The following is a 22290-nucleotide window of genomic DNA, read 5'->3' on the forward strand; positions in this document are numbered from 1 at the left end:
CCGAACCCACCCCTCAACACGACGACGGCCTGCACAACCCCAACGGGGTCATGCAGGCCGTCGTCACGCCCACACTCGATTTACCAACAGCGTCCGGGTGGGGCGGGCTTCACCGTGGGCGTGTCAGAGTGCCTGGAGGGGTGCCTGGAGGTCGACCAGCGCGGCCAGCGCCTCGCGGTGGGCGCCCGCCGTGCCGTACGCGATCGAGTCCGCCTTGGCCCGCTTCAGATACAGGTGGACCGGGTGTTCCCAGGTCATCCCGATCCCGCCGTGGAGCTGCAACGCCTCCTCGGTGACATGGACGGCCACGGGCGCCGCGTACGCCTGCGCGACGGCGACCGGGACCTCCGCGTCCTCGCCGGTGGCGAGCGCGTCGGCGGCGGCACGGGCGGCGGCCCGCAGGTGGACGACCTCCAGCCACAGCTGGGCGAGCCGGTGCTTGAGCGCCTGGAAGCCGCCGACCGGCCGGTTGAACTGCTTGCGCTCCTTCAGGTATCGCACCGTCTCCGTCAACGCCCAGTCGGCGACACCGAGTTGCTCGGAGACGAGCAGTCCGGCGGCGGCGCGCAGGGCACGGCGTACGGCGGGTTCGGCGTCGCCGACACGGCGGCCGGGAGCACCCTCCAGCCGTACGCTCGCCAGGGGGCGGGTCAGGTCCAGGGAGACCTGCGAGGTGACGGTCACGGCGTCGGCGGCGACGGCGTACAGGCCGCCGTCGTCGGCCGGGACGAGCAGGACGTCGGCGACGGCCGCGTCCGCGATCCCCGTCAGCTCACCGTGCAGGGTGCCGTTCTCCACGCGTACGGCCGTGACGTGGGCGCCCGGGGCCGTGTGCAGGCCGACCGCGAGGGCGCCGATGGTGCGCCCGGAGGCCAGCTGCCCCAGCAGCTCGGCGTCGTCGCAGGCGAGCAGGGCCTCGGTGGCCACGACCGCGCTGGTGAGATACGGCACGGGGGCCACCGCCCGCCCCAGTTCCTCCAGCACCACGGCGACTTCGCGCGCGGACGCGCCCTGGCCGCCCCGCTCCTCGGGCACCAGGAGGCCGGCCAGGCCCATGCCGTCGGCGAGCAGCTTCCACAGGGCGCGGTCGTGCGGAGTGTCCGACTCGGCGCGGGTGATCACGTCGGCCGGTGCGCAGTGGTCCGTGAGCAGGTCACGGACGGCGGCCCGCAGCGCCTCTTCCTCCTCGGAGTACAGCAGGTCGGTCATCGGGCGAGGTCCTTCCAGGCGACGTCCTTGTCGGTGCGCGGCTCGGCGGGCAGGCCCAGGACGCGCTCGGCGACGATGTTCAGCAGGACCTCGCTGGTCCCGCCCTCGATGCTGTTGCCCTTGGAGCGCAGATAGCGGTAGCCGGCGTCGCGGCCGGTGAAGTCGACGAGTTCGGGCCGGCGCATGGTCCAGTCGTCGTACAACAGCCCCTCCTCGCCGCGGAGTTCGATCTCCAGGCCGCTGATCTCCTGGTTGAGGCGGGCGAAGGCGAGCTTCATGCCGGAGCCCTCGGGGCCGGGCTGGCCGGCGACGAGCTGCTGGCGCAGGCGTTCGCCGGTGAACCGGGCGACCTCGGCCTCGACCCACAGCTTCAGCAGGCGCTGGTGCAGATCGTGGGTGCGCAGCTCGGGGCGTTCGCGCCAGGTCTTCGCGACCGGGCCGATCATGCCGCCCTCGCGGGGCAGGGCCATGCCGCCGATGGAGACGCGCTCGTTCATCAGCGTGGTCTGGGCGACCCGCCAGCCGTCGCCGATCTCACCGAGGCGGCGGTCGTCGGGGATGCGGACGTCGGTGAGGAAGACCTCGTTGAACTCGGCCTCGCCGGTGACCTGGCGCAGCGGCCGGACCTCGACGCCCGGGTCGGTCATGTCGCAGACGAAGTAGGTGATGCCCTGGTGCTTGGGCACGTCCGGGTCGGTGCGGGCGATGAGGATGGCCCAGCGGGCGACATGCGCGCTCGACGTCCACACCTTCTGCCCGTTGACCACCCAGTGGTCGCCCTCGCTGACCGCCCGGGTGCCGAGCGCGGCCAGGTCGGAGCCGGCGCCGGGCTCGCTGAACAGCTGGCACCAGACCTCCTCGCCGGTCCACAGGGGACGCAGATAGCGCCGCTTCTGCTCCTCGGTGCCGTACTTCAGGATCGTCGGCGCGGCCATGCCGAGGCCGATGCCGATGCGCCGGGGGTCGTTGTCGGGGGCGCCGGCCGCCGCCAGTTCCGCGTCCACGACGCCCTGGAGGGAGCGCGGGGCGCCCAGTCCGCCGAGGCCTTCCGGGTAGTGCACCCAGGCGAGGCCGGCGTCGAAGCGGGCCCGGAGGAAGTCCAGGCGGTCGGTGCTCGCGGGCGGGTGCTGCGCGAGCAACTTCCGGGTGCGGCGGCGCAGTTCTTCGGCGTCGGTCATGCGACGGCTCCGTTCTCCAGCACGACGGCGATCCGGCCCGTGGTCACCCCGTCGGCGACGCGCTGCACGGCGCCGGCGGCCCCGGCGAGCGGCACCCGCTCGCTGACGAGCGGCTTGACGGCGCCCCGGGCGGCCAGCTCGGTGAGCCGCTCGTGGCACTGCTGGACCAGCTTCGGGTTCTTGGTGTTGTACAGGCCCCAGTGCAGGCCGACGATCGAGTAGTTCTTCACCAGGGCGTGGTTGAGGGCCGGGCTCGGGATGGCCCCGCTGGCGAAGCCGACGACGACGATCCGGCCCTCGAAGGCGACCAGCTTGGCGGACTGGGCGTAGGCCTCGCCGCCGACGGGGTCGTAGATCACGTCGGCGCCCCGGCCGCCGGTGGCTTCCTTCACGGCGGCCACGACGTCCTCGGCGCGCCGGTCGACCACCACGTCACAGCCCAGCTCCCGGGCGACGGCGGCCTTGTCCGCGCCGCCCACGACACCGATCACCGTGGCGCCGGCCGCCTTGCCCAGCTGCACGGCGGCGCTGCCCACGCCGCCGGCGGCGGCGTGTACCAGCAGGGTCTCCCCGGCTTCCAGGCGGGCCCGGCGGTGCAGGCCGAACCAGCCGGTCTGGTAGCCGATGTGCAGAGCGGCGGCCTCGGCGTCGTCCAGCGAATCGGGCGCCGGGAGCAGAGCGCGGGCGTCGGCGAGCGCGTACTCGGCGAAACCGCCGTACGGCAGCGCGGGGTTGGCGATCACCCGGCGGCCGTCCTCGGTCTCGCCGCAGATCTCCACGCCGGGCGTGAAGGGCAGCGGCGGACGCACCTGGTAGTGCCCCCGGCACAGCAGCGCGTCGGGGAAGTTGACATTGGCGGCGCGCACCCGCAGCAGCACCTGGCCGTCACCGGGCGTGGGCCGCTCGACGTCCTGGAGCCGCATCACCTCGCTCGGCTCGCCGTTCTCGTGCACTTGCCATGCCTGCATGCGGGGCCTCCACGGGACTGCTTCGTCTGACCGGGTCCGACGGCATACTAAGCGGTCGCTTGCCGATCAGGGAACAGTCGCGTGGGTCACGTCCGAGCGGGCCGCGCCCTGACGTGCATCCGCTCCCCCTGCGGTCCGAACAGACTCAGGAACTCCACCGGCCCCTCCCCCGTCGACCCGAACCAGTGCGGCACCCGCGTGTCGAACTCGGCCGCCTCGCCCGCCGACAGCACGACGTCGTGCTCGCCGAGGACCAGGCGGAGCCGGCCCGAGAGAACGTAGAGCCACTCGTAGCCCTCGTGGGTCCGCGGGTCGGGCTCCTGCTCGCGCTGGGGTTCGAGGACCTTGAAGGCCTGGAGGCCGCCGGGCTGGCGGGTCAGCGGCCAGTGGGTGCGCCCGCCCCGGACGATCGGCTTGGACCGCACCCGCGGATCCCCCACCGGCGGCGCTCCGACCAGTTCGTCCAGCGGCACCTGGTGGGCCTGGGCGATCGGCAGCAGCAGTTCGAGGCTGGGCCTGCGCAGTCCGGACTCCAGCCGGGAGAGCGTGCTCACGGAGATGCCGGTGGCCTCGGACAGCGCGGCCAGGGTCACCTCCCGCTCCTTACGGATGCGGCGCAGCCTCGAGCCCACGTCCGCCAGTACGTCCTCTGTGCTCATGCCCCCTATTGCGGGAACGGCAAATCTGTTTGTCAATCCCGCAGCCGTCGGGCGACCGTCGCCGCATGACCGAGAACAACAGGTACGAAGTTGTCGTCGTCGGCGGCGGTGCGGCCGGACTGTCCGCCGCGCTGGTACTGGGCCGGTCCCGGCGCCGCACGCTGGTCGTCGACGCGGGCGAGCCGCGCAACGCGCCGTCCGCGCACATGCAGGGCTATCTGTCCCGGGACGGCATGTCCCCGGCCGAGTTCCTGGCCGTCGGGCGCGAGGAGATCGCCCGCTACGGGGTGGAGCTGGTCCGGGACCGGGTGGTGGACGTGACCCGGGAGGAGGACTTCACCGCCGTCCTGGCGAGCGGCCGGACCGTGCGGGCCCGGCAGCTGGTGATCGCGACCGGCCTGAAGGACGAGCTGCCGCCGCTCCCCGGGCTCGCCGAACGGTTCGGCCGGGACGTGGTCCACTGCCCGTACTGCCACGGCTGGGAGGTACGCGACCTGCCGACCGGCGTCCTCGCCACCTCGCCGCTCAGCGCGCACCAGGCGCTCATGGTCACCCAGTGGTCGAAGGACGTACGGCTCTTCCTGCACGAGGTGAGCGAGGCGGACCTGACGGAGGAGGACCTGCGCCGGCTGGCCGCCGCCGGAGTCACGGTCGTACCCGGCAAGGTGGCCGAACTCGTGATCGCCGACGACCGCCTCACCGGCGTCCGGCTCGTGGACGGCACGATCCACGATCGCCAGGTCCTGTACGCCGCCCCACGCCCCGTCCCGAACAACGACCTGCTGATCAGGCTGGGCGCCGAGCTGCGCGACACTCCGTTCGGCAGCTACCCGGTGATCGACGAACGGGGCCTGACAACCGTGCCCGGCCTGTGGGCAGCGGGCAACGCGAGCGGCTTCGCGGAGCAGGTGATCAACGCGGCGAGCAGGGGTTACCGCGCGGGGGCGGCGATCAACGCGGAGCTCCTGATGGCCGACCTCGACAACAGCGCCCCGTAAGGAGCGAGGGGCGGTGTCCGATGTGCGGCCACCGCCGCGCGGACGCGATCACCCCCGCACCCGCAGATCACCACGCACCCGCACGGAACGGAACCGCGCACCCGGCGGAGCACTGAGGCACCATGGCGGCATGCTGCTGACCCGGCTCGCCCAGGTGTCCCGGGAGGTCGCCGCGACAGCGGCGCGGTCCCGGAAGATCGCGCTGCTCGCGGAGTTGTTCCGGGACGCGGAGGCGGACGACGTGCCGATCGTCATCCCCTATCTCGCCGGACGGCTGCCGCAGGGCCGGCTCGGCGTCGGCTGGAAGGTGCTGAGCCGCCCGGTCCCGGCCGCCGCCGAGCCCGCCCTCACCGTGCGCGAGGTCGACGCCCGGCTCACCGAGCTGGGCAAGGTGTCCGGGCCCGGCTCCCAGGCGGAGCGGACCCGGATCGTCGGGGAGCTGATGGGCGCGGCCACCGAGGAGGAGCAGCGCTTCCTGCTCGGCCTGCTCACCGGCGAGGTCCGGCAGGGCGCGCTGGACGCGGTCGCGGTGGAGGGGCTGGCCCGGGCGACGGGCGCGGACCCGGCGGACGTGCGACGGGCCGTGATGCTGGCGGGGTCGTTGCAGACGGTGGCGCAGGCCCTGCTCGGTGAGGGGCCGGGGGCGCTGGAGCGGTTCCGGCTCACCGTGGGCCGCCCGGTGCTGCCGATGCTGGCGCACAGCGCGTCCTCGGTCGCGGAGGCGGTGGAGAAGCTGGGCGCGTGCGCGGTGGAGGAGAAGCTTGACGGCATCCGGGTGCAGGTGCACCGGGACGGCGACACGGTCCGGATTCACACCCGCACCCTGGACGACATCACCGACCGGCTGCCCGAAGTGACGGCCGCCGCGCTGGAGTTGCGAGGCGAGCGGTTCATCCTGGACGGCGAGGTGATCTCCTTCGACGCGGCGGGCCGGCCCCGGTCCTTCCAGGAGACGGCGGGCCGGGTCGGCTCGCGCACGGACGTGGCGAGGGCCGCCGAGGAGACCCCGGTCTCCCCCGTCTTCTTCGACGCCCTCGCGGTCGACGGCCGTGACCTGCTCGACCTGCCCTTCGCCGAGCGGCACGCGGAGCTGGCCCGGCTGGTGCCCGAGCCGATGCGGGTCAGGCGCACGGTGGTCCGGGGCCCCGAGGACATCCCGGAGGCGGAACGGTTCCTCGCCGACACCCTGGCCCGTGGCCACGAGGGCGTGGTGGTCAAGGCGCTCGACGCCCCCTACAGCGCGGGCCGGCGCGGCGCCTCCTGGCTGAAGGTCAAGCCCGTGCACACCCTCGACCTGGTGGTGCTGGCCGCCGAGTGGGGCCACGGCAGGCGCACCGGCAAGCTGTCCAACCTCCACCTCGGCGCCCGCACCCCGGACGGCGGCTTCGCGATGCTCGGCAAGACCTTCAAGGGCATGACCGACGCGATGCTCGCCTGGCAGACCGAGCGGCTCCAGGAACTGGCGGTCGAGGACAACGGCTGGGTGGTCCGGGTCCGCCCCGAACTCGTCGTGGAGATCGCCTACGACGGCCTCCAGCGCTCCACCCGCTACCCGGCCGGCGTCACCCTCCGCTTCGCCCGCGTGGTTCGCTACCGCGAGGACAAGCGGCCCGAGGAGGCCGATACGGTGGAGGCCCTGCTGGCAGCCCACCCGGAGGTCACGCCGTGACGGTGCGGACGACGAAGCGCAGCGCGGGACTGCTGTTGTTCCGGCACACCGACCAGGAGCTGGAGGTATTGCTCGGCCATATGGGCGGCCCGCTGTGGGCGAGGAAGGACGCGGGCGCCTGGACCGTGCCCAAGGGCGAGTACGACCCGGCGGAGCCCGCCTGGGAGGCGGCCCGGCGGGAGTTTCAGGAGGAGCTGGGGGTGGCGCCGCCCGACGGGGAGGCCGTACCGCTGGGCGAGGTCGTGCAGCGCAACGGCAAGATCGTCACGGCGTGGGCGGTGGCGGCGGACCTCGACCCGCAGACGATCACCCCGGGGACCTTCACGATGGAGTGGCCGCCGCGGTCGGGGCGCACGCGGGAGTTCCCGGAGCTGGACCGGGTGGCGTGGTTCGGTCTGGACCGGGCCCGTGAGGTGATCGTCACGGCGCAGGCCGCGTTTCTCGACCGGCTGGCGGAGCACTCGGGCTAGCAAGCGCCCCTGCGGCGACCGGAAGGAACCGCTCGGGGGCCTGTCGCGTTGCGACTTGCCGGGCCGCGCGCGAAGGTCGAGACAAGCCCGCTCCCAGGGAGGTCAGCCATGCCCATCGCAACGGTGAACCCGGCGAACGGCGAGACGCTCAAGACGTACGAGCCCATGGACGACGACGAGCTGGAACGCCGGCTCGAACTCGCCGAGGCCACCTTCCGCACGTACCGGGCGAGCTCGTTCGCCGACCGCGCCCGACTGCTGAACAAGGCCGCCGACCTGCTGGACGAGGACCAGCGGGAGATCGGCCGGATCATGACCACCGAGATGGGCAAGCCGGTGAAGCAGGCCCGCGCGGAGGCCGCCAAATGTGCCAAGGCGATGCGCTGGTACGCGGAACGCGCCGAGGGGCTGCTGGCCGACGAGGAGCCCCCCGAGCCGGACGTGCGCGACTCCGGCGCCGCCCGGGTGAGGGTCCGCTACCGGCCGCTCGGTCCGGTCCTCGCCGTGATGCCCTGGAACTTCCCGCTGTGGCAGGTGATCCGGTTCGCCGCGCCCGCGCTGATGGCGGGCAACGTGGGCCTGCTCAAGCACGCCTCCAACGTCCCGCAGACGGCGCTGTACCTGGAGGACCTGTTCCACCGGGCGGGCTTCCCCGAGGGCTGCTTCCAGACGCTGCTGATCGGCTCGGGCGCCGTGGACGACATCCTGCGCGACGAGCGCGTGAAGGCGGCCACCCTGACCGGCAGCGAGCCCGCGGGCCGGGCGGTGGCCTCCACCGCCGGGGAGATGATCAAGAAGACGGTGCTGGAGCTGGGCGGCAGCGACCCCTACCTCGTGATGCCCTCCGCTGACCTGGACCGCGCGGCCGAGGTCGCGGTGACCGCGCGCGTGCAGAACAACGGGCAGTCCTGCATCGCCGCCAAGCGGTTCATCGTGCACACCGACGTCTACGACGCGTTCGCCGAGAAGTTCGTCGCGGGCATGCAGGCCCTCAGGATCGGCGACCCGCTGGCGGAGGACACCCAGATCGGGCCGCTCGCCAGCGAGCAGGGCAGGAACGACCTGGAGGAGCTGGTCGACGACGCCCGGCGCAGCGGGGCCGAGGCGCTGTGCGGCGGGCGGCGGCCGGAGGGGCCCGGCTGGTACTACCCGCCGACCGTCCTCACCGGCATCACCCGGGAGATGCGCATCCACCGCGAGGAGGCGTTCGGGCCGGTCGCCACGCTGTACCGGGCGGGCGACCTGGACGAGGCCGTGCTGATCGCCAACGACTCGCCGTTCGGCCTGAGTTCCAACGTGTGGACGCGGGACGAGAACGAGGTGGAGCGGTTCGCGCGCGACCTGGAGGCCGGTGCCGTGTACGTCAACGGGATGACCGCCTCCCATCCGGCGTTCCCGTTCGGCGGCGTGAAGCGGTCGGGGTACGGGCGTGAGCTGTCCGGGCACGGAATCCGGGAGTTCTGCAACATCACCACGGTTTGGCAGGGTGCGTGAGCGCCGCGCGGCTACCATCCCGTTTGTGAACCGCGAAGTGACCCTGCCTCTGATCGTCGACGACCGCGGGACCTTGCAGGTGGCCGCGGTGGACGTGAGTAAGTTGTTGCGGACCGTGGGGGCGCGGTGGCTGCATCTTGTCGAGGCCGGGGAGCAGGGGCTGGACGAGGACACGGTCGCCGCGCTGACCATCGAGCTGGCGAAGCTGGCCGACCGTATCGACGTGGCGTGCATCGCCCACAGCAGCGGGGCGCCCTGACAGCCGCACCTGCCCCGCCGGCACAGCGGTACCCGGCGTCGCGGTACCCCGATAACGGCCGTCCTCACCGTCACGGCTGTGCCCACTGGCCACAGCCGTGCCCTTCGCACCAGCGATGCCCTGGTCACAGCAGTCCCCGTCGTAACGGCAGTACCCGCGTTTTCCCTCGTCCGGCGGCATGAATCGCCCTGCGCGTCCGACCCCCGGGTCCCCGATTCGGAGTAACCCAGCGCGAGATCGTCGTCCTCCCGGGTGACGGTGGGTGTAGCACCCACAGAGGTGAACCCACCTTCTGGCCGGTGGGCGAAGGCCCCCGGAGAGCGGAAAGCAGGGACGGTTCATGGCGACTTTGTGCAAGCCCTCGGTGTCGGTCCCGGAGCACGTGATCACGATGGAGGACACGCTGGAGCTGGCGCGCTCCCGCCACGCCGACCACCCCCAACTGCCACTGGCGCTGAGGCTGATCGAGAACACCGGCGTCAAGACACGGCACATCGTGCAGCCCATCGAGGAGACCCTGAAGCACCCGGGCTTCGAGGAGCGCAACAAGCTCTACGAGGCCGAGGCCAAGGCCCGCGTCCCGGCGGTGATCCAGCGTGCGCTGGACGACGCGGAGCTGCTCACCAGCGACATCGACGTGATCATCTACGTGTCGTGCACGGGCTTCATGATGCCCTCGCTCACGGCCTGGCTGATCAACGAGATGGACTTCGACAGCACCACCCGCCAGCTCCCCATCGCCCAGCTGGGCTGCGCGGCCGGCGGTGCGGCCATCAACCGGGCGCACGACTTCTGCTCGGCCTACCCGCACGCCAACGCGCTCATCGTGGCCTGCGAGTTCTGCTCGCTGTGCTACCAGCCCACCGACCTCGGCGTCGGCTCGCTGCTCTCCAACGGCCTGTTCGGTGACGGCATCGCCGCCGCCGTGGTGCGCGGGCGCGGCGGCACGGGCGTCCGCCTGGAGCGCAACGGCTCCTACCTGATCCCGAAGACCGAGGACTGGATCGCCTACGACGTCCGGGCCACCGGCTTCCACTTCCTGCTGGACAAGCGGGTGCCCGCGACCATGGAGCCGCTCGCCCCAGCGCTCAAGGACCTGGCAGGCAACCACGGCTGGGACGCGTCCGACCTGGACTTCTACATCATCCACGCGGGCGGTCCCCGAATACTCGACGACCTCAGCAAGTTCCTCGAGGTCGACCCGCACGCCTTCCGGTTCAGCCGGGCCACGCTCACCGAGTACGGCAACATCGCCAGCGCCGTCGTCCTGGACGCCCTGCGCCGGCTCTTCGACGAGGGCGGCGCCCACGACCGGGCACGCGGACTGCTCGCCGGCTTCGGCCCCGGCATCACCGCCGAGATGTCGGTGGGCCGCTGGGTCAACGCGGACGGCGACGCCCGATGATCGAGGAGGCGACACGCGCCGACGTCGAGGTCATGCCCCCGATCCGGCACTGGCCGGCGCTCGACCTCACGGGCACGGACTTCGACCCGGTGCTGGCCGAGCTGATGGCCGAGGGCCCGGTCACCCGCGTCCAGCTGCCCAACGGCGAGGGCTGGGCCTGGCTGGTCACCCGGTACGACGACGTACGCATGGTGACCAACGACCCCCGCTTCAGCCGGGAGGCGGTCGTCGACAAGCCGGTCACCCGGCTCGCCCCGCACTTCATCCCCGAGCCGGGCGCGGTCGGCTTCCTCGATCCGCCCGACCACACCCGGCTGCGCCGCTCGGTCGCCGCCGCCTTCACGGCGAAGGGCGTGGAGCGCGTCCGCGACCGGGCGCGCGGGATGCTGGACGAGCTGATCGACGACCTGCTCGGGGCCGGCCCGCCGGCGGATCTCACGGCGACGGTCCTCGGCCCGTTCCCGATCGCGGTGATCTGCGAGCTGATGGGCGTGCCGGCCGGCGACCGGCACAGCATGCACACCTGGACCCAGCTGATCCTGTCCTCCGCGCACGGCAAGGAGGTCAGCGAGCGGGCCAAGCGGGAGATGAGCGCCTACTTCGCCGACCTGATCGGGCTGCGCGAGAACAGCGCGGGCCAGGACGTCACCTCGTTGCTCGGTGCGGCCGTGGGCCGCCGCGAGATCACCCTGGAGCAGGCCGCCGGTCTCGCCGTCCTCCTCCAGATCGGCGGCGAGGCGGTCACGGCCAACAGCGGACAGATGTTCTACCTGCTGCTGACCCGTCCCGGTCTGACGGCGCGGCTGCGCGCGGAGCCGGAGATCCGCCCCCGGGCGATCGACGAACTCCTGCGCTACATCCCGCACCGCAACGCGGTCGGCCTGTCCCGGATCGCCCTGGAGGACGTGGAGATCGCGGGCGTCCGGGTCCGCGCGGGCGACCCGGTGTACGTCTCCTACCTGGCCGCCAACCGGGACCCGGACGTGTTCCCCGCGCCGGACACCATCGATTTCTCCCGTTGCCCGAACCCGCATGTGGCGTTCGGCTTCGGCCCGCACTACTGCCCGGGCGGCATGCTGGCCCGGTTGGAGGAGGAACTCCTGATGGACGCCCTGCTGGACCGGATACCGGACCTCAGACTGGCCGTAGCGCCGGATCAAGTCCCGTTCATGAAGGGCGCGTTGATCCGGGGGCCCGAGTGCCTGCCGGTGACCTGGTGAGGTCCCCATGACAGAGACCGAGGGACTGTACGTGCCACCGGGCCACGGCCGGGTCGTCGAGACGCCGGCCCAGCGGGTGACGTTCAAGGTCACCGGCCTGCACTCGCGCATGGCCTCCACCTTCGAGGTGGAGGTCCCGCCCGGCTTCGACGTGGGCGCCCATGTGCACACGCGCAGCGAGGAGCTGTTCTACGTCCTCGAAGGAGAGCTGGACGTGCTCGCCTTCGAGCCGCGCGTGCGCACCCCCGACAACTGGCAGAAGTGGGAGTCGTCCTCGGGCAGCCGGGTGGTCCGGGCGACACCGGGCACGGTCATCGTCGTACCGCCCGGCTGCCCGCACGCGTTCGCGAATCCGACGGAGGCACCGGCGAAGATGTTCTTCCAGGCCGCTCCCCCACCGGACCACGAGCGTTATTTCGAGGAGCTGCTCGACATCCTCGGCAACGGCGGCCCTCCGGACCAGGAGGCCATCGAGGCGCTGCGGGCCAAGTACGACATCGAGCAGCTCACACCGCTGAGGCACCGGTGAGGCAGCGGCGAGGCACCGGTGAGTCCTAGCGGATGGGCATCCCCGACAGGGTCCGCGCGATGACCAGCCGCTGGATCTCGCTCGTGCCCTCGAAGATGGTGTAGATGGCCGCGTCCCGGTGCATCCGCTCGACCGGATACTCACGGGTGTAGCCGTTGCCGCCGAGGATCTGGATCGCCTGAGCCGTCACCTTCTTGGCGGTCTCACTGGCGAACAGCTTCGACATGGAGCCCTCGGCGGCGGTGAACGGCTTGCCGTTGATCGCCATCCAGGAGGCACGCCACACCAGCAGGCGGGCGGCGTCGATCTGGGTGCGCATGTCCGCCAGCTGGAAGGCCACACCCTGGTTGTCGATGATCGGGCGGCCGAACTGCTCGCGGGTCTGTGCGTAGTCGAGGGCGACCTCGTACGCGGCCCGGGCGGTGCCGACCGCCATGGCGCCGACCGCCGGGCGGGACGCCTCGAACGTGGCCATGGCCGCGTTCTTGACGCGCTCCCCGCCCTTCTTCGCCTTCTCCCGGGCCCGGGCCAGCCGCTCGTCCAGCTTCTCCTTGCCGCCGAGCAGGCAGGAGCCGGGCACCCGGACGTTGTCGAGGATGACCTCGGCGGTGTGCGAGGCGCGGATGCCGTGCTTCTTGAACTTCTGGCCCTGGGAGAGTCCGGGCGTGCCCGGCGGGACGATGAAGGAGGCGTGGCCCTTGGAGCCCAGCTCCGGGTCGACGACGGCGACGACGACGTGGACGTTGGCGATGCCGCCGTTGGTCGCCCAGGTCTTCGTGCCGTTGATCACCCACTCGTCCTTGGCCTCGTCGTACACGGCACGCGTGCGCATGGAGGCGACGTCGGAGCCGGCGTCGGGCTCGGAGGAGCAGAACGCGGCGACCTTGACGTCGTTCTGGTCGCCGTACATCTGGGGTATCCAGGTACCGATCTGTTCCTCGGTTCCGTTGGCGAGTACGCCCACGGCGGCGAGGCCGGTGCCCACAATGGAGAGGGCGATGCCCGCGTCGCCCCAGAACAGCTCCTCCATGGCCATCGGGATGCCGAGGCCGGTGGAGTCGAAGTACTGCTGCGCGTAGAAGTCGAGGGAGTAGATGCCGACCTTCGCGGCCTCCTGGATGACCGGCCAGGGAGTCTCCTCGCGCTCGTCCCACTCCGCCGCGGCGGGGCGGATCACGTCCGCGGCGAAGCCATGGAGCCAGTCGCGCACTTCCTTCTGTTCGTCGTTCAGCTCCATGGTGAACTCGGCCATGTCCCCTCCAGCGGCGGTGGTGCGATGTTACTTGCGGTAACGCGAGTGTGTTACTGATCGGTAGGAAAAGTCAACCGCCGATGACGCCTCGGCAGCCCGTTCGATGTCAGGGGCCCGATCAGTGTTAGTTTGCGCAGGCGTCACCGAATCAGCACGGGTGGGGAGAGCACATGGACACCACGCAGCGGACCGATCAGCAGCGGTCCGCCGACCGCCGACGGCGCGAGCTGCTGGAGGCCGCCGACCGGGTGGTGCTGCGCGACGGCCCGCAGGCGTCGATGAACGCGATCGCGGCGGAAGCGGGTATCACGAAGCCGATCCTTTACCGGCACTTCGGCGACAAGGGCGGTCTTTACGCAGCCTTGGCCAAGCGGCACACCGACGCGTTGCTCGCGTCGCTGCGGGCGGCGCTGGACGCGCCGGCCGACCGCCGCGAGCGGGTCGAGTCCACGCTCGACACCTATCTCGCCGCCATCGAGGCGCGACCCCAGGTGTACCGGTTCCTCATGCATCCGGCGGAGGGGAGCACGGGAGGCGACCAGGGCTTCGACGTCGGCAAGCACTCGGCCCCGCTGCTGCGGCGGATGGGCGAGGAGCTGGCCCAGGTCATCGAGGAGCGGGTGGATCTCGGGCCGGAGAGTCAGCAGCTGGCGCGGGTGTGGGGGCACGGGATCGTCGGGATGATGCACGCGGCGGGTGACTGGTGGCTGGGGGAACGGCCCTGTTCCCGGGCTGAATTGGTGCGGTCCCTCGCCGACCTGCTGTGGGGTCGCCTGGCCGCGGCCGGGGACAGGATGGGCGGCCCGGGGTTCTGACAGTCGCTCTTCAGCCGCGGGCCGGTGGGGGCTGGTCGCGCAGTTCCCCGCGCCCCTGAGCGGGACCACTCGCCCGGCGCCATGAGGCTCGGGAGATCTGCCGCATCAGCTTCCGGCGGCGCCACCCCACCAAGTGGTCGGCATACACCGTGCCCTCCACGTGGTCGCACTCGTGTTGCAAGCATCTGGCAAAGAAGCCCGTGCCGTGGAGGGTGATCGGGTCGCCGGTCAGCGTGAAGCCCTCGACCACCGCGTGGTCGTAGCGCTCGGTTCCCGCCTCCAGGCCCGGCAGGGACAGGCAGCCCTCGGGGCCCCGGATCACCACACCGTCCGCCTCCACCAGCCGCGGGTTCACCACATGTCCGAGGTGACGCACGTCCTCGTCGTCCGGACAGTCGTACACGAACACCCGCAAACCGACCCCGATCTGGTTGGCGGCCAGACCCACCCCCCGCGCCGCGTACATCGTGGCGAACAAGTCCTCCACGAGGGCCGCCAGATCGGGGCCGAAGTCGGTGACGTCCCGGCAGGGCTCGCGCAGTACCGCGTCGCCGAGCAGGGTGAGGGGCCGGACGCGCCCGTGGGCGCCCGGAATGGAACCGTGTCGCATGGCGGCAAGGGTACGGTTCCTTCAGCTCATGCCCGCCGCTCAAGGCCTGGGCCGGGATTCGGGTGTGGGAATGGATCTCGATAGGCTGAGGTTCACACCACGTTGCCGGATGGCCCCAGGCGCGGCGCGTACGCAAGGAGGATCGAGAACTGATGGCAGGCAACTCGGACCCGCTCTCGCCGCGGGCCAAGCTGGCCGTGACCGCGGGCAAGGCGGTCGCTGCGGCATCGCGCGCCGCGGGGCGCGGCAGCGGGTCGGTGATCGGTGGCCGGGTCGCGCTGAAACTCGACCCCGACCTGCTCGCCCGGCTCGCCCAGAACCTGGACGTCGTCCTGGTGTCGGCGACCAACGGCAAGACCACGACCACCCGGCTCATCGCCGAGGCACTGCGCGCCGCGGGCCCGGTCGTGTCGAACGCGCTCGGCGCCAACATGCCGGCCGGCATCACCTCCGCGCTGGCGGGCGGCTCGGACGCCAAGTTCGGTGTCATCGAGGTCGACGAGAAGTACCTGGCCGGTGTGGCCCGGGACACCAGCCCGAAGTGCATCGCCCTGCTGAACCTCTCCCGTGACCAGCTCGACCGCGCCGCCGAGACCCGGATGCTCGCCGAGAACTGGCGCGAGGGCCTGGCCGGCTCCAAGGCCGTCATCGTCGCCAACTGCGACGACCCGCTGGTGGTCTGGGCCGCGTCCTCGTCCCCGAACGTGATCTGGGTCGCGGCCGGACAGATGTGGAAGGACGACGCCTGGTCCTGCCCGTCGTGCGGTGGCGTGATGCAGCGCCCGGGTGACGACTGGTTCTGTGGTGAGTGCGGTTTCCGGCGGCCGACGCCGACCTGGGCGCTGTCCGGGGACCATGTGCTGGACCCGCACGGGTCCGCCTGGCCGATCCACCTTCAGCTGCCGGGCCGTGCCAACAAGGCCAACGCCGCCTCCTCCGCGGCCGTCGCCGCCGTCTTCGGAGTGCCGCCGCAGGTCGCCCTGGAGCGGATGTACCAGGTGCAGGCGGTGGCCGGCCGGTACGACGTCGTCCAGTTCCAGAACCGCGACCTCAGACTGCTGCTGGCCAAGAACCCAGCCGGCTGGCTGGAGACGTTCTCCCTGATCGACCCGCCGCCCGCGCCGGTGATCCTGTCCGTGAACGCCCGCGGGGCCGACGGCACCGACACCTCCTGGCTGTGGGACGTCGACTACACGCGGCTGACCGGCCACCCGATCTTCGTCATCGGCGACCGGAAGCTGGACCTCGCCGTCCGTCTGGAGGTCGCCAACCAGCACTTCCAGGTCTGCGACAACCTCGACCAGGCCGTGCAGATGTGCCCGCCGGGCCGGATCGAGGTCATCGCGAACTACACCGCGTTCCAGGACCTGCGCCGCCGCGTCGGCAACTGATCTTCTGATCCTCGAAGGGCGATCACCTCATGAGCGACAACCAACTGCGGCTGGTGTGGATCTACCCGGACCTGCTGAGCACCTACGGCGACCAGGGCAACGCCCTCGTCGTGGAGCGCCGGGCCCGGCAGCGGGGCCTGGACGTGGCCCGGCTGGACGTGCGCAGCGACCAGCCGATCCCGACCTCCGGTGACATCTACCTCATCGGCGGCGGCGAGGACCGTCCGCAGCGGCTCGCGGCCGAGCGGCTGCGCCGGGACGGGCATCTGCACCGGGCGGTGGAGAACGGCGCGATCGTCTTCTCGGTCTGCGCCGGCTACCAGATCCTCGGCCACGAGTTCATCAACGACCTCGGCCAGCGCGAGCCGGGCCTCGGCCTGCTGGACGTGGTCTCGGTACGCGGCGAGGGCGAGCGGTGCGTCGGTGACGTGCTGGCCGACATCGACCCGCAGCTGGGTCTCCCCCAGCTGACCGGCTTCGAGAACCACCAGGGCGTCACCCACCTCGGCCCCACGGCCCGCCCCTTCGCCCGGGTGCAGATCGGCAAGGGCAACGGCACCGGGGACGGCACGGAGGGCGCGTACAACGGGACGGTCTTCGGAACGTACATGCACGGGCCGGTGCTGGCCCGTAACCCGCTGATCGCCGACCTGCTGCTGAAGCTGGCGCTGGACGTCAACGCCCTGCCGCCGATCGACGACCGCTGGTACGAGGCGCTCCGCAACGAGCGCATCGCGGCTGCGCAGCAGCCTGCGTGAACACTGCTGCGCAGCAGTCTGCGTAACCCGTTCTTCAGCGGGATTTCAGCGTGGTCCGGCAGGCTCGTGGCGGGCCCGCCTGACGGTCCGTCCGCTCACATGTGCGGGCGCGTCCAGCAGGCGGACGCCCGCTACGGAGCCACCCCCTCACGCCGGTAGGGTGACCGGGAATCCGCCGGACAACGTGGTCCGGTAACCCGGCCCACGTTGAGAAGGTATTTCGGGCTATGCGCATTGGTGTCCTCACGTCCGGCGGAGACTGCCCCGGCCTGAACGCCGTCATCCGGTCCGTCGTGCACCGTGCCGTCGCCGACCACGGCGACGAGGTCATCGGTTTCCGGGACGGCTGGAAGGGCCTCCTGGAATGCGACTATCTGAAGCTCGACCTGGACGCCGTGGGCGGCATCCTCGCGCGCGGCGGCACCATCCTCGGCTCCTCCCGGGTCCGCCCGGAGCATCTGCGGGACGGCGTGGAGCGGGCCAGGGGCCATGTCGCGGAACTCGGCCTGGACGCGATCATCCCGATCGGCGGTGAGGGCACGCTGAAGGCGGCCCGGCTGCTGTCGGACAGCGGGCTGCCCATCGTGGGCGTGCCCAAGACCATCGACAACGACATCGCCGTCACCGATGTCACCTTCGGTTTCGACACGGCGGTGACCGTGGCGACCGAGGCCCTGGACCGGCTGAAGACCACCGCCGAGTCCCATCAGCGCGTGCTGATCGTGGAGGTCATGGGTCGGCACACCGGCTGGATCGCGCTGCACTCCGGCATGGCGGCCGGCGCCCACGCCGTCGTCGTGCCCGAGCGGCCCTTCGACATCGAGGAGTTGGCGAAGAAGGTCGGCGAGCGGTTCGAGGCGGGCAAGCGGTTCGCCATCGTGGTCGCCGCGGAGGGTGCCAAGCCGCGACCCGGTTCCATGGAGTTCGACGAGGGCGGCAAGGACGTCTACGGCCACGAGCGCTTCGCGGGCATCGCGCGGCAGCTGTCGGTCGAGCTGGAGCAGCGGCTCGGCAAGGAGGCCCGGCCGGTGATCCTCGGGCATGTGCAGCGGGGCGGCACGCCGACGCCGTACGACCGGGTGCTGGCGACCCGCTTCGGCTGGCACGCGGTCGAGGCCGTGCACCGGGGCGAGTTCGGCAAGATGACGGCGCTGCGCGGGACCGACATCGTCATGGTGTCGCTGGCGGAGGCGGTGGAGACGCTGAAGACGGTGCCCTCCGGGCGGTACGACGAGGCGGAGTGCGTGCTGTAGTCCAGCCGCGAACTACCAACCCCCGGTCACAGCCGTGACCGGGGGCGGCTCTACTCTTGGGGCGGACAACTCGCACAACCCCCACGAAACAGGAGCCGGCGGATGGATCACAGCGGGCACGGCATGACCATGGATCTGCCGCCGTTCACGCTGGGGCGAGGGCTCGAATGGTCGGTGGACCCCTTCTTCCTCATCGCCTGCCTCGCCGGTCTGGCCCTGTACGGCTGGGGTGTCGTGCGGCTGCGGCGGCGCGGGGACGCCTGGCCGGTGAGCCGTACCGTCTCGTACGTCGTCGGCGTGCTCACCATCGCGCTGGTGATGTGCACCAGGCTGAACGACTACGGCATGGTCATGTTCAGCGTGCACATGGTGCAGCACATGGTGATCAGCATGCTGTCGCCGATCCTGATCCTGCTCGGCGCCCCGGTCACCCTGGCGCTGCGCGCGCTGCCGACCGCCGGCAGGGGCCGCAAGGGTCCGCGCGAGCTGCTGCTGATGCTGCTGCACAGCCGGTACATGCGGATCGTCACCCACCCGGCGTTCACCATCCCGCTGTTCATCGCGAGCCTGTACGCCCTGTACTTCACCCCGCTGTTCGACTTCCTGATGGGCTCGAGGACCGGGCACGTCGCGATGATGGTGCACTTCCTCGCGGTCGGTGTCGTGTTCTTCTGGCCGATCATCGGTGTCGACCCGGGCCCGCACCGGCCGGGCCACCTGATGCGGATGCTGGAGCTGTTCGCGGGCATGCCGTTCCACGCGTTCTTCGGTATCGCGCTGATGATGGCGTCGACGCCGATGGTGGAGACCTTCCAGCACCCGCCGGCCTCGCTGGGCATCGACGCGCTGTCCGACCAGAGCGCGGCGGGCGGCATCGCCTGGGCGTTCAGCGAGATCCCGTCGGTGCTGGTGCTGATCGCTCTGCTGTTCCAGTGGTACCGCTCCGAGCAGCGGCAGGCCAAGCGCAAGGACCGGGCCGCCGACCGGGACGGCGACAAGGAGCTGGAGGCGTACAACGCCTATCTGGCCTCGCTCAGCGCCCGCGAGGGCTAGCGCACCGCGCACGCGGGACAGCCGCACCTATCCCGTCCGGGCCCGAACCGGGGCACCATGGTCGTGGACGGACCATGAGGAGGGTGTCGCGATGCCCGGTTCCACGAACGGTTCCACCAAGACGATGGGGGCACTCACGGTCGGCGGGCTGGTCGTCGTGACCGCCTACACGGTCGCGCTCGGCAGCAACGGCTGGCTGTGGTTCGGATGGGTGGTGCTGGGGCTGCTGACGCTCGCCCTGGTGGTCACCCAGTCGTGAGCCGCCCCGGGCGGGCGGGGCTGGCTACAGTGCCCGCATGAACAGCAGGACGCCCTCGTTCGACGAGCTGGACCGCCAGATCATCACCGCGCTCATGGCGAACGCGCGGACCAGCTTCGCCGAGATAGGAGCGGCGATCGGGCTGTCCGCCACGGCGGTCAAGCGGCGGGTGGACCGGCTGCGGGAGACCGGGGTGATCACCGGGTTCACGGCGACGGTCAAGCCCTCCGCGCTGGGCTGGCGCACGGAGGCGTACGTCGAGGTGTACTGCGAGGGCGCGGCCCCGCCCCGGCGGCTGGCGGAGGTTGTCCGCAACCATCCGGAGATCGCGGCGGCCATGACGGTGACCGGCGGCGCGGACGCGCTGCTGCATGTGCGCGCCCGGGACGTGGAGCACTTCGAGGAGGTGCTGGAGCGGATCCGCGCCGAGCCGTTCATCCGGAAGACGATCAGCGTGATGGTGCTGTCCCATCTGCTCCCGGAAAGCCCGGAAGCGGGCGCCACCCACGCGGCCCCCGAGTGACCGGACCAGCGCGCAGGAGTCGTGCGTGATTCCTGGCAACAACGCAGCGATGCTGCGCATCTGCGCAGCTTTTCTCGCTTGTCGCCCGTCTTCCTCCCTTCCTACCGTGGTGTCACCCCTCAGTGACACACAGGAAAACGGAGGAAACCCTCTGTGTCCGACAGTCGTGTGCCGCGTTCCCGGCGTTTTCTCGTCTGTGAACCCAGACACTTCGCCGTCCAGTACGCGATCAATCCGTGGATGCATCCCGACCGGCCCGTCGACGTGGATCTGGCCCAGGAGCAGTGGCAGGAGCTGATCCGCGCCTACCGGGCCCACGGCCACACCGTGGACTCCGTCGAGCCGGTCCCCGGCCTGCCGGACATGGTGTTCGCCGCCAACGCGGCGTTCGTCGTCGGCGGCCGGGTCTTCGGCTCCCTGTTCCACGCTCCGGAGCGCCGCCCGGAGTCGGAGCACTACGACACCTGGTTCAAGGCGGCCGGCTACGACGTCCACCGCCCCGAGTCGGTGACCGAGGGCGAGGGCGACCTGGTGTGGACGGGCCGGTACGTGCTCGCCGGCACGGGATTCCGCACCACCCGGGAGGCGCACCGCGAGGCGCAGGAGTTCCTCGGCCACCCGGTGATCGGCCTGACCCTGGTGGACCCGTACTTCTACCACCTCGACACGGCGCTGTTCGTCCTCGACGACGACAACGTCTGCTACTACCCGGAGGCCTTCTCGCCGGGCAGCCGGGAGGTCCTCAAGCGCCTGTATCCGGACGCGGTGCTCGCCACCCGCGAGGACGCGATGGCGTTCGGCCTGAACTCCGTCTCCGACGGCCGGAACGTCTTCATCGCGCCCCAGGCCGAGGCGCTGGCCGAGCGCCTGGCCGGCCACGGCTATGTCCCCGTCCCCGTCGACCTGTCCGAGTTCCACAAGGCCGGCGGTGGCATCAAGTGCTGCACCCAGGAGATCCGCTGATGACCGCACCCGCGCGCACCCGTACGTCCGACGACCTGATCCGCGCGGAGGAGCCGGTTCTCGCGCACAACTACCACCCGCTGCCCGTGGTGGTGGCCCGCGCCGAGGGCACCTGGGTGGAGGACGTCGAGGGCAACCGCTACCTCGACATGCTGGCCGGCTACTCGGCCCTCAACTTCGGCCACCGGCACCCGGCGCTCATCGAGGCGGCGCACCGCCAGCTCGACCGCCTCACCCTCACCTCCCGCGCCTTCCACAACGACCGGCTGGCCTCCTTCGCCGAGCGGCTCGCGGAGCTGACCGGCCTGGACATGGTGCTGCCGATGAACACCGGAGCGGAGGCGGTGGAGAGCGGCATCAAGGTGGCCCGCAAGTGGGCGTACGACGTGAAGGGCGTCCCGGCCGGACAGGCGACGATCGTGGTCGCGGCGGAGAACTTCCACGGCCGTACGACGACCATCGTCAGCTTCTCCACGGACGAGACCGCCCGGGCCGGCTTCGGCCCGTTCACGCCCGGCTTCAAGGTCGTGCCGTACAACGACCTGGCCGCGCTGGAGGCGGCGGTCGACGACACCACGGCGGCGGTGCTGATCGAGCCCATCCAGGGCGAGGCCGGGGTGATCATCCCGGACGACGGCTATCTCGCCGGGGTCCGGGAGCTGACCCGCCGCGAGGGCTGCCTGTTCATCGCGGACGAGATCCAGTCGGGCCTCGGCCGCACGGGCCGTACCCTCGCCGTCGAGCACGAGGACGTCGTCCCTGACGTGCTGCTGCTCGGCAAGGCGCTCGGCGGCGGCATCGTGCCGGTGTCGGCGGTGGTGGCCCGGCGCGAGGTGCTGGGGGTGCTGCACCCGGGTGAGCACGGCTCGACGTTCGGCGGCAATCCGCTCGCGGCGGCGGTCGGCACGGCCGTGGTCGAGCTGCTGGAGACCGGTGAGTTCCAGCGCCGGGCGGCCGAGCTGGGCGTGACCTTGCGGGACGGGCTGACCGAGCTGGTCGGCAAGGGTGTGACCGGTTTCCGGGCGCGCGGGCTGTGGGCCGGCGTGGACGTCGACCCGGCCCTCGGCACCGGCCGCGAGATCAGTGAGCGCCTGATGCGCGAGGGGATTCTGGTCAAGGACACCCACGGGTCGACGATCCGGCTGGCGCCGCCGCTGACGATCACGGCGGAGGAGCTGCGCTCGGCGCTGGCGGCCCTGGAGAAGGTGCTGGCCTGAGGGACGGGGGGGGGGGGGGGGGGGGCCCCCCCCCCCCCCCCCCCGCTGTTAGCGCGTGTCCACGGGATGGTTCCTCCCCCTTCCCCCCGTGGCCTTTCCCGGGGAGAGCGGATCCCCCCGCATCTTTTATGGGGGGTT

Annotated in this window: 23 protein-coding genes; 17 read left to right on the forward strand and 6 right to left on the reverse strand. The window is 71.5% G+C overall.

Translation table 11 applies throughout. The annotated features are described in order from the left end of the window. Positions 1–123 precede the first annotated feature (123 nt). The 4 genes from ACZ4WH_RS41890 to ACZ4WH_RS41905 all read right to left on the reverse strand — a co-directional run bounded on the left by ACZ4WH_RS41890 (position 124) and on the right by ACZ4WH_RS41905 (position 4014). Positions 124–1209, reverse strand: coding sequence for an acyl-CoA dehydrogenase family protein (locus ACZ4WH_RS41890; RefSeq protein WP_468190952.1), 1086 nt, complete (start codon positions 1207–1209; stop codon positions 124–126). Beyond that, a complete protein-coding gene (locus ACZ4WH_RS41895; RefSeq protein WP_468190954.1) occupies positions 1206–2387 on the reverse strand; it encodes an acyl-CoA dehydrogenase family protein in 1182 nt (393 codons plus the stop codon). Before ACZ4WH_RS41895 ends, ACZ4WH_RS41890 begins: the two co-directional genes overlap by 4 nt. Beyond that, positions 2384–3355, reverse strand: a complete 972-nt coding sequence (locus tag ACZ4WH_RS41900; protein WP_468190957.1) for an NADPH:quinone oxidoreductase family protein — start codon at positions 3353–3355, stop codon at positions 2384–2386. The genes ACZ4WH_RS41895 and ACZ4WH_RS41900 overlap by 4 nt, the downstream gene beginning before the upstream one ends. Before the next feature lie 86 nt (positions 3356–3441). After that, positions 3442–4014 (reverse strand): helix-turn-helix domain-containing protein, encoded by a 573-nt coding sequence (locus ACZ4WH_RS41905; RefSeq protein ID WP_468190960.1) that lies wholly within the window; start codon positions 4012–4014, stop codon positions 3442–3444. Positions 4015–4079: 65 nt separating this feature from the next. Here ACZ4WH_RS41905 and ACZ4WH_RS41910 point away from each other — a divergent pair, with 65 nt between their 5' ends. From ACZ4WH_RS41910 to ACZ4WH_RS41945, 8 genes are all read left to right on the forward strand, one after another. Then, complete coding sequence (locus ACZ4WH_RS41910; protein WP_468190963.1) at positions 4080–5012, forward strand: NAD(P)/FAD-dependent oxidoreductase; 933 nt, start codon at positions 4080–4082, stop codon at positions 5010–5012. A gap of 130 nt (positions 5013–5142) precedes the next feature. Beyond that, positions 5143–6681: an ATP-dependent DNA ligase gene (locus ACZ4WH_RS41915; RefSeq protein WP_468190965.1), complete on the forward strand. Its 1539-nt coding sequence runs from the start codon at positions 5143–5145 to the stop codon at positions 6679–6681. After that, positions 6678–7151 (forward strand): NUDIX hydrolase, encoded by a 474-nt coding sequence (locus ACZ4WH_RS41920; protein WP_468190968.1) that lies wholly within the window; start codon positions 6678–6680, stop codon positions 7149–7151. Before ACZ4WH_RS41915 ends, ACZ4WH_RS41920 begins: the two co-directional genes overlap by 4 nt. 108 nt (positions 7152–7259) lie before the next feature. Next, positions 7260–8645 (forward strand): NADP-dependent succinic semialdehyde dehydrogenase, encoded by a 1386-nt coding sequence (locus tag ACZ4WH_RS41925; protein WP_468190971.1) that lies wholly within the window; start codon positions 7260–7262, stop codon positions 8643–8645. Positions 8646–8670: 25 nt separating this feature from the next. Beyond that, positions 8671–8904 (forward strand): DUF6213 family protein, encoded by a 234-nt coding sequence (locus ACZ4WH_RS41930; RefSeq protein ID WP_030655224.1) that lies wholly within the window; start codon positions 8671–8673, stop codon positions 8902–8904. A gap of 340 nt (positions 8905–9244) precedes the next feature. Continuing rightward, the gene (locus tag ACZ4WH_RS41935) at positions 9245–10309 is read left to right on the forward strand and encodes a type III polyketide synthase (RefSeq protein ID WP_468190974.1); all 1065 of its coding nucleotides are present in this window, start codon (positions 9245–9247) and stop codon (positions 10307–10309) included. Continuing rightward, complete coding sequence (locus ACZ4WH_RS41940; protein ID WP_468190977.1) at positions 10306–11529, forward strand: cytochrome P450; 1224 nt, start codon at positions 10306–10308, stop codon at positions 11527–11529. Before ACZ4WH_RS41935 ends, ACZ4WH_RS41940 begins: the two co-directional genes overlap by 4 nt. A gap of 7 nt (positions 11530–11536) precedes the next feature. Continuing rightward, complete coding sequence (locus ACZ4WH_RS41945) at positions 11537–12058, forward strand: cupin domain-containing protein (RefSeq protein WP_356129636.1); 522 nt, start codon at positions 11537–11539, stop codon at positions 12056–12058. Positions 12059–12083: 25 nt separating this feature from the next. On the opposite strand, the gene ACZ4WH_RS41950 is transcribed toward ACZ4WH_RS41945, so the two are convergent. Then, positions 12084–13310, reverse strand: coding sequence for an acyl-CoA dehydrogenase family protein (locus ACZ4WH_RS41950; RefSeq protein ID WP_468190981.1), 1227 nt, complete (start codon positions 13308–13310; stop codon positions 12084–12086). Between the two features lie 170 nt (positions 13311–13480). On the opposite strand from ACZ4WH_RS41950, the gene ACZ4WH_RS41955 reads away from it, so the two are divergent. Continuing rightward, the gene (locus tag ACZ4WH_RS41955; RefSeq protein WP_468190983.1) at positions 13481–14125 is read left to right on the forward strand and encodes a TetR/AcrR family transcriptional regulator; all 645 of its coding nucleotides are present in this window, start codon (positions 13481–13483) and stop codon (positions 14123–14125) included. Between the two features lie 10 nt (positions 14126–14135). Here the strand turns inward: ACZ4WH_RS41955 and def are convergent, their stop codons facing one another. Further along, positions 14136–14735, reverse strand: coding sequence for a peptide deformylase (def, locus tag ACZ4WH_RS41960; protein WP_468190985.1), 600 nt, complete (start codon positions 14733–14735; stop codon positions 14136–14138). Between the two features lie 152 nt (positions 14736–14887). Between def and ACZ4WH_RS41965 the strand changes: the two genes are divergently transcribed. From ACZ4WH_RS41965 to rocD, 8 genes are all read left to right on the forward strand, one after another. After that, complete coding sequence (locus ACZ4WH_RS41965) at positions 14888–16126, forward strand: DUF1727 domain-containing protein (RefSeq protein ID WP_468190987.1); 1239 nt, start codon at positions 14888–14890, stop codon at positions 16124–16126. A gap of 29 nt (positions 16127–16155) precedes the next feature. After that, positions 16156–16884: a type 1 glutamine amidotransferase gene (locus ACZ4WH_RS41970; protein WP_381562866.1), complete on the forward strand. Its 729-nt coding sequence runs from the start codon at positions 16156–16158 to the stop codon at positions 16882–16884. A gap of 227 nt (positions 16885–17111) precedes the next feature. After that, positions 17112–18137 carry a 6-phosphofructokinase gene (locus tag ACZ4WH_RS41975; protein ID WP_468190990.1) on the forward strand — a complete coding sequence of 342 codons (1026 nt, stop codon included), beginning with the start codon at positions 17112–17114 and terminating at the stop codon, positions 18135–18137. 102 nt (positions 18138–18239) lie between these two features. After that, entirely contained in the window at positions 18240–19190 is a 951-nt protein-coding gene (locus ACZ4WH_RS41980) for a cytochrome c oxidase assembly protein (RefSeq protein WP_468190993.1), read from the forward strand. Between the two features lie 91 nt (positions 19191–19281). Beyond that, positions 19282–19449 carry a hypothetical protein gene (locus ACZ4WH_RS41985; protein ID WP_014671269.1) on the forward strand — a complete coding sequence of 56 codons (168 nt, stop codon included), beginning with the start codon at positions 19282–19284 and terminating at the stop codon, positions 19447–19449. A gap of 37 nt (positions 19450–19486) precedes the next feature. Further along, a complete protein-coding gene (locus ACZ4WH_RS41990; protein WP_208030937.1) occupies positions 19487–19972 on the forward strand; it encodes an Lrp/AsnC family transcriptional regulator in 486 nt (161 codons plus the stop codon). Positions 19973–20125: 153 nt separating this feature from the next. Beyond that, positions 20126–20935: a dimethylargininase gene (ddaH, locus tag ACZ4WH_RS41995; protein ID WP_468190996.1), complete on the forward strand. Its 810-nt coding sequence runs from the start codon at positions 20126–20128 to the stop codon at positions 20933–20935. Beyond that, positions 20935–22152 carry an ornithine--oxo-acid transaminase gene (gene rocD, locus ACZ4WH_RS42000; RefSeq protein ID WP_468190999.1) on the forward strand — a complete coding sequence of 406 codons (1218 nt, stop codon included), beginning with the start codon at positions 20935–20937 and terminating at the stop codon, positions 22150–22152. Before ddaH ends, rocD begins: the two co-directional genes overlap by 1 nt. Positions 22153–22290 lie beyond the last annotated feature (138 nt).

This window comes from Streptomyces sp. NPDC029138 (genome assembly GCF_055564375.1).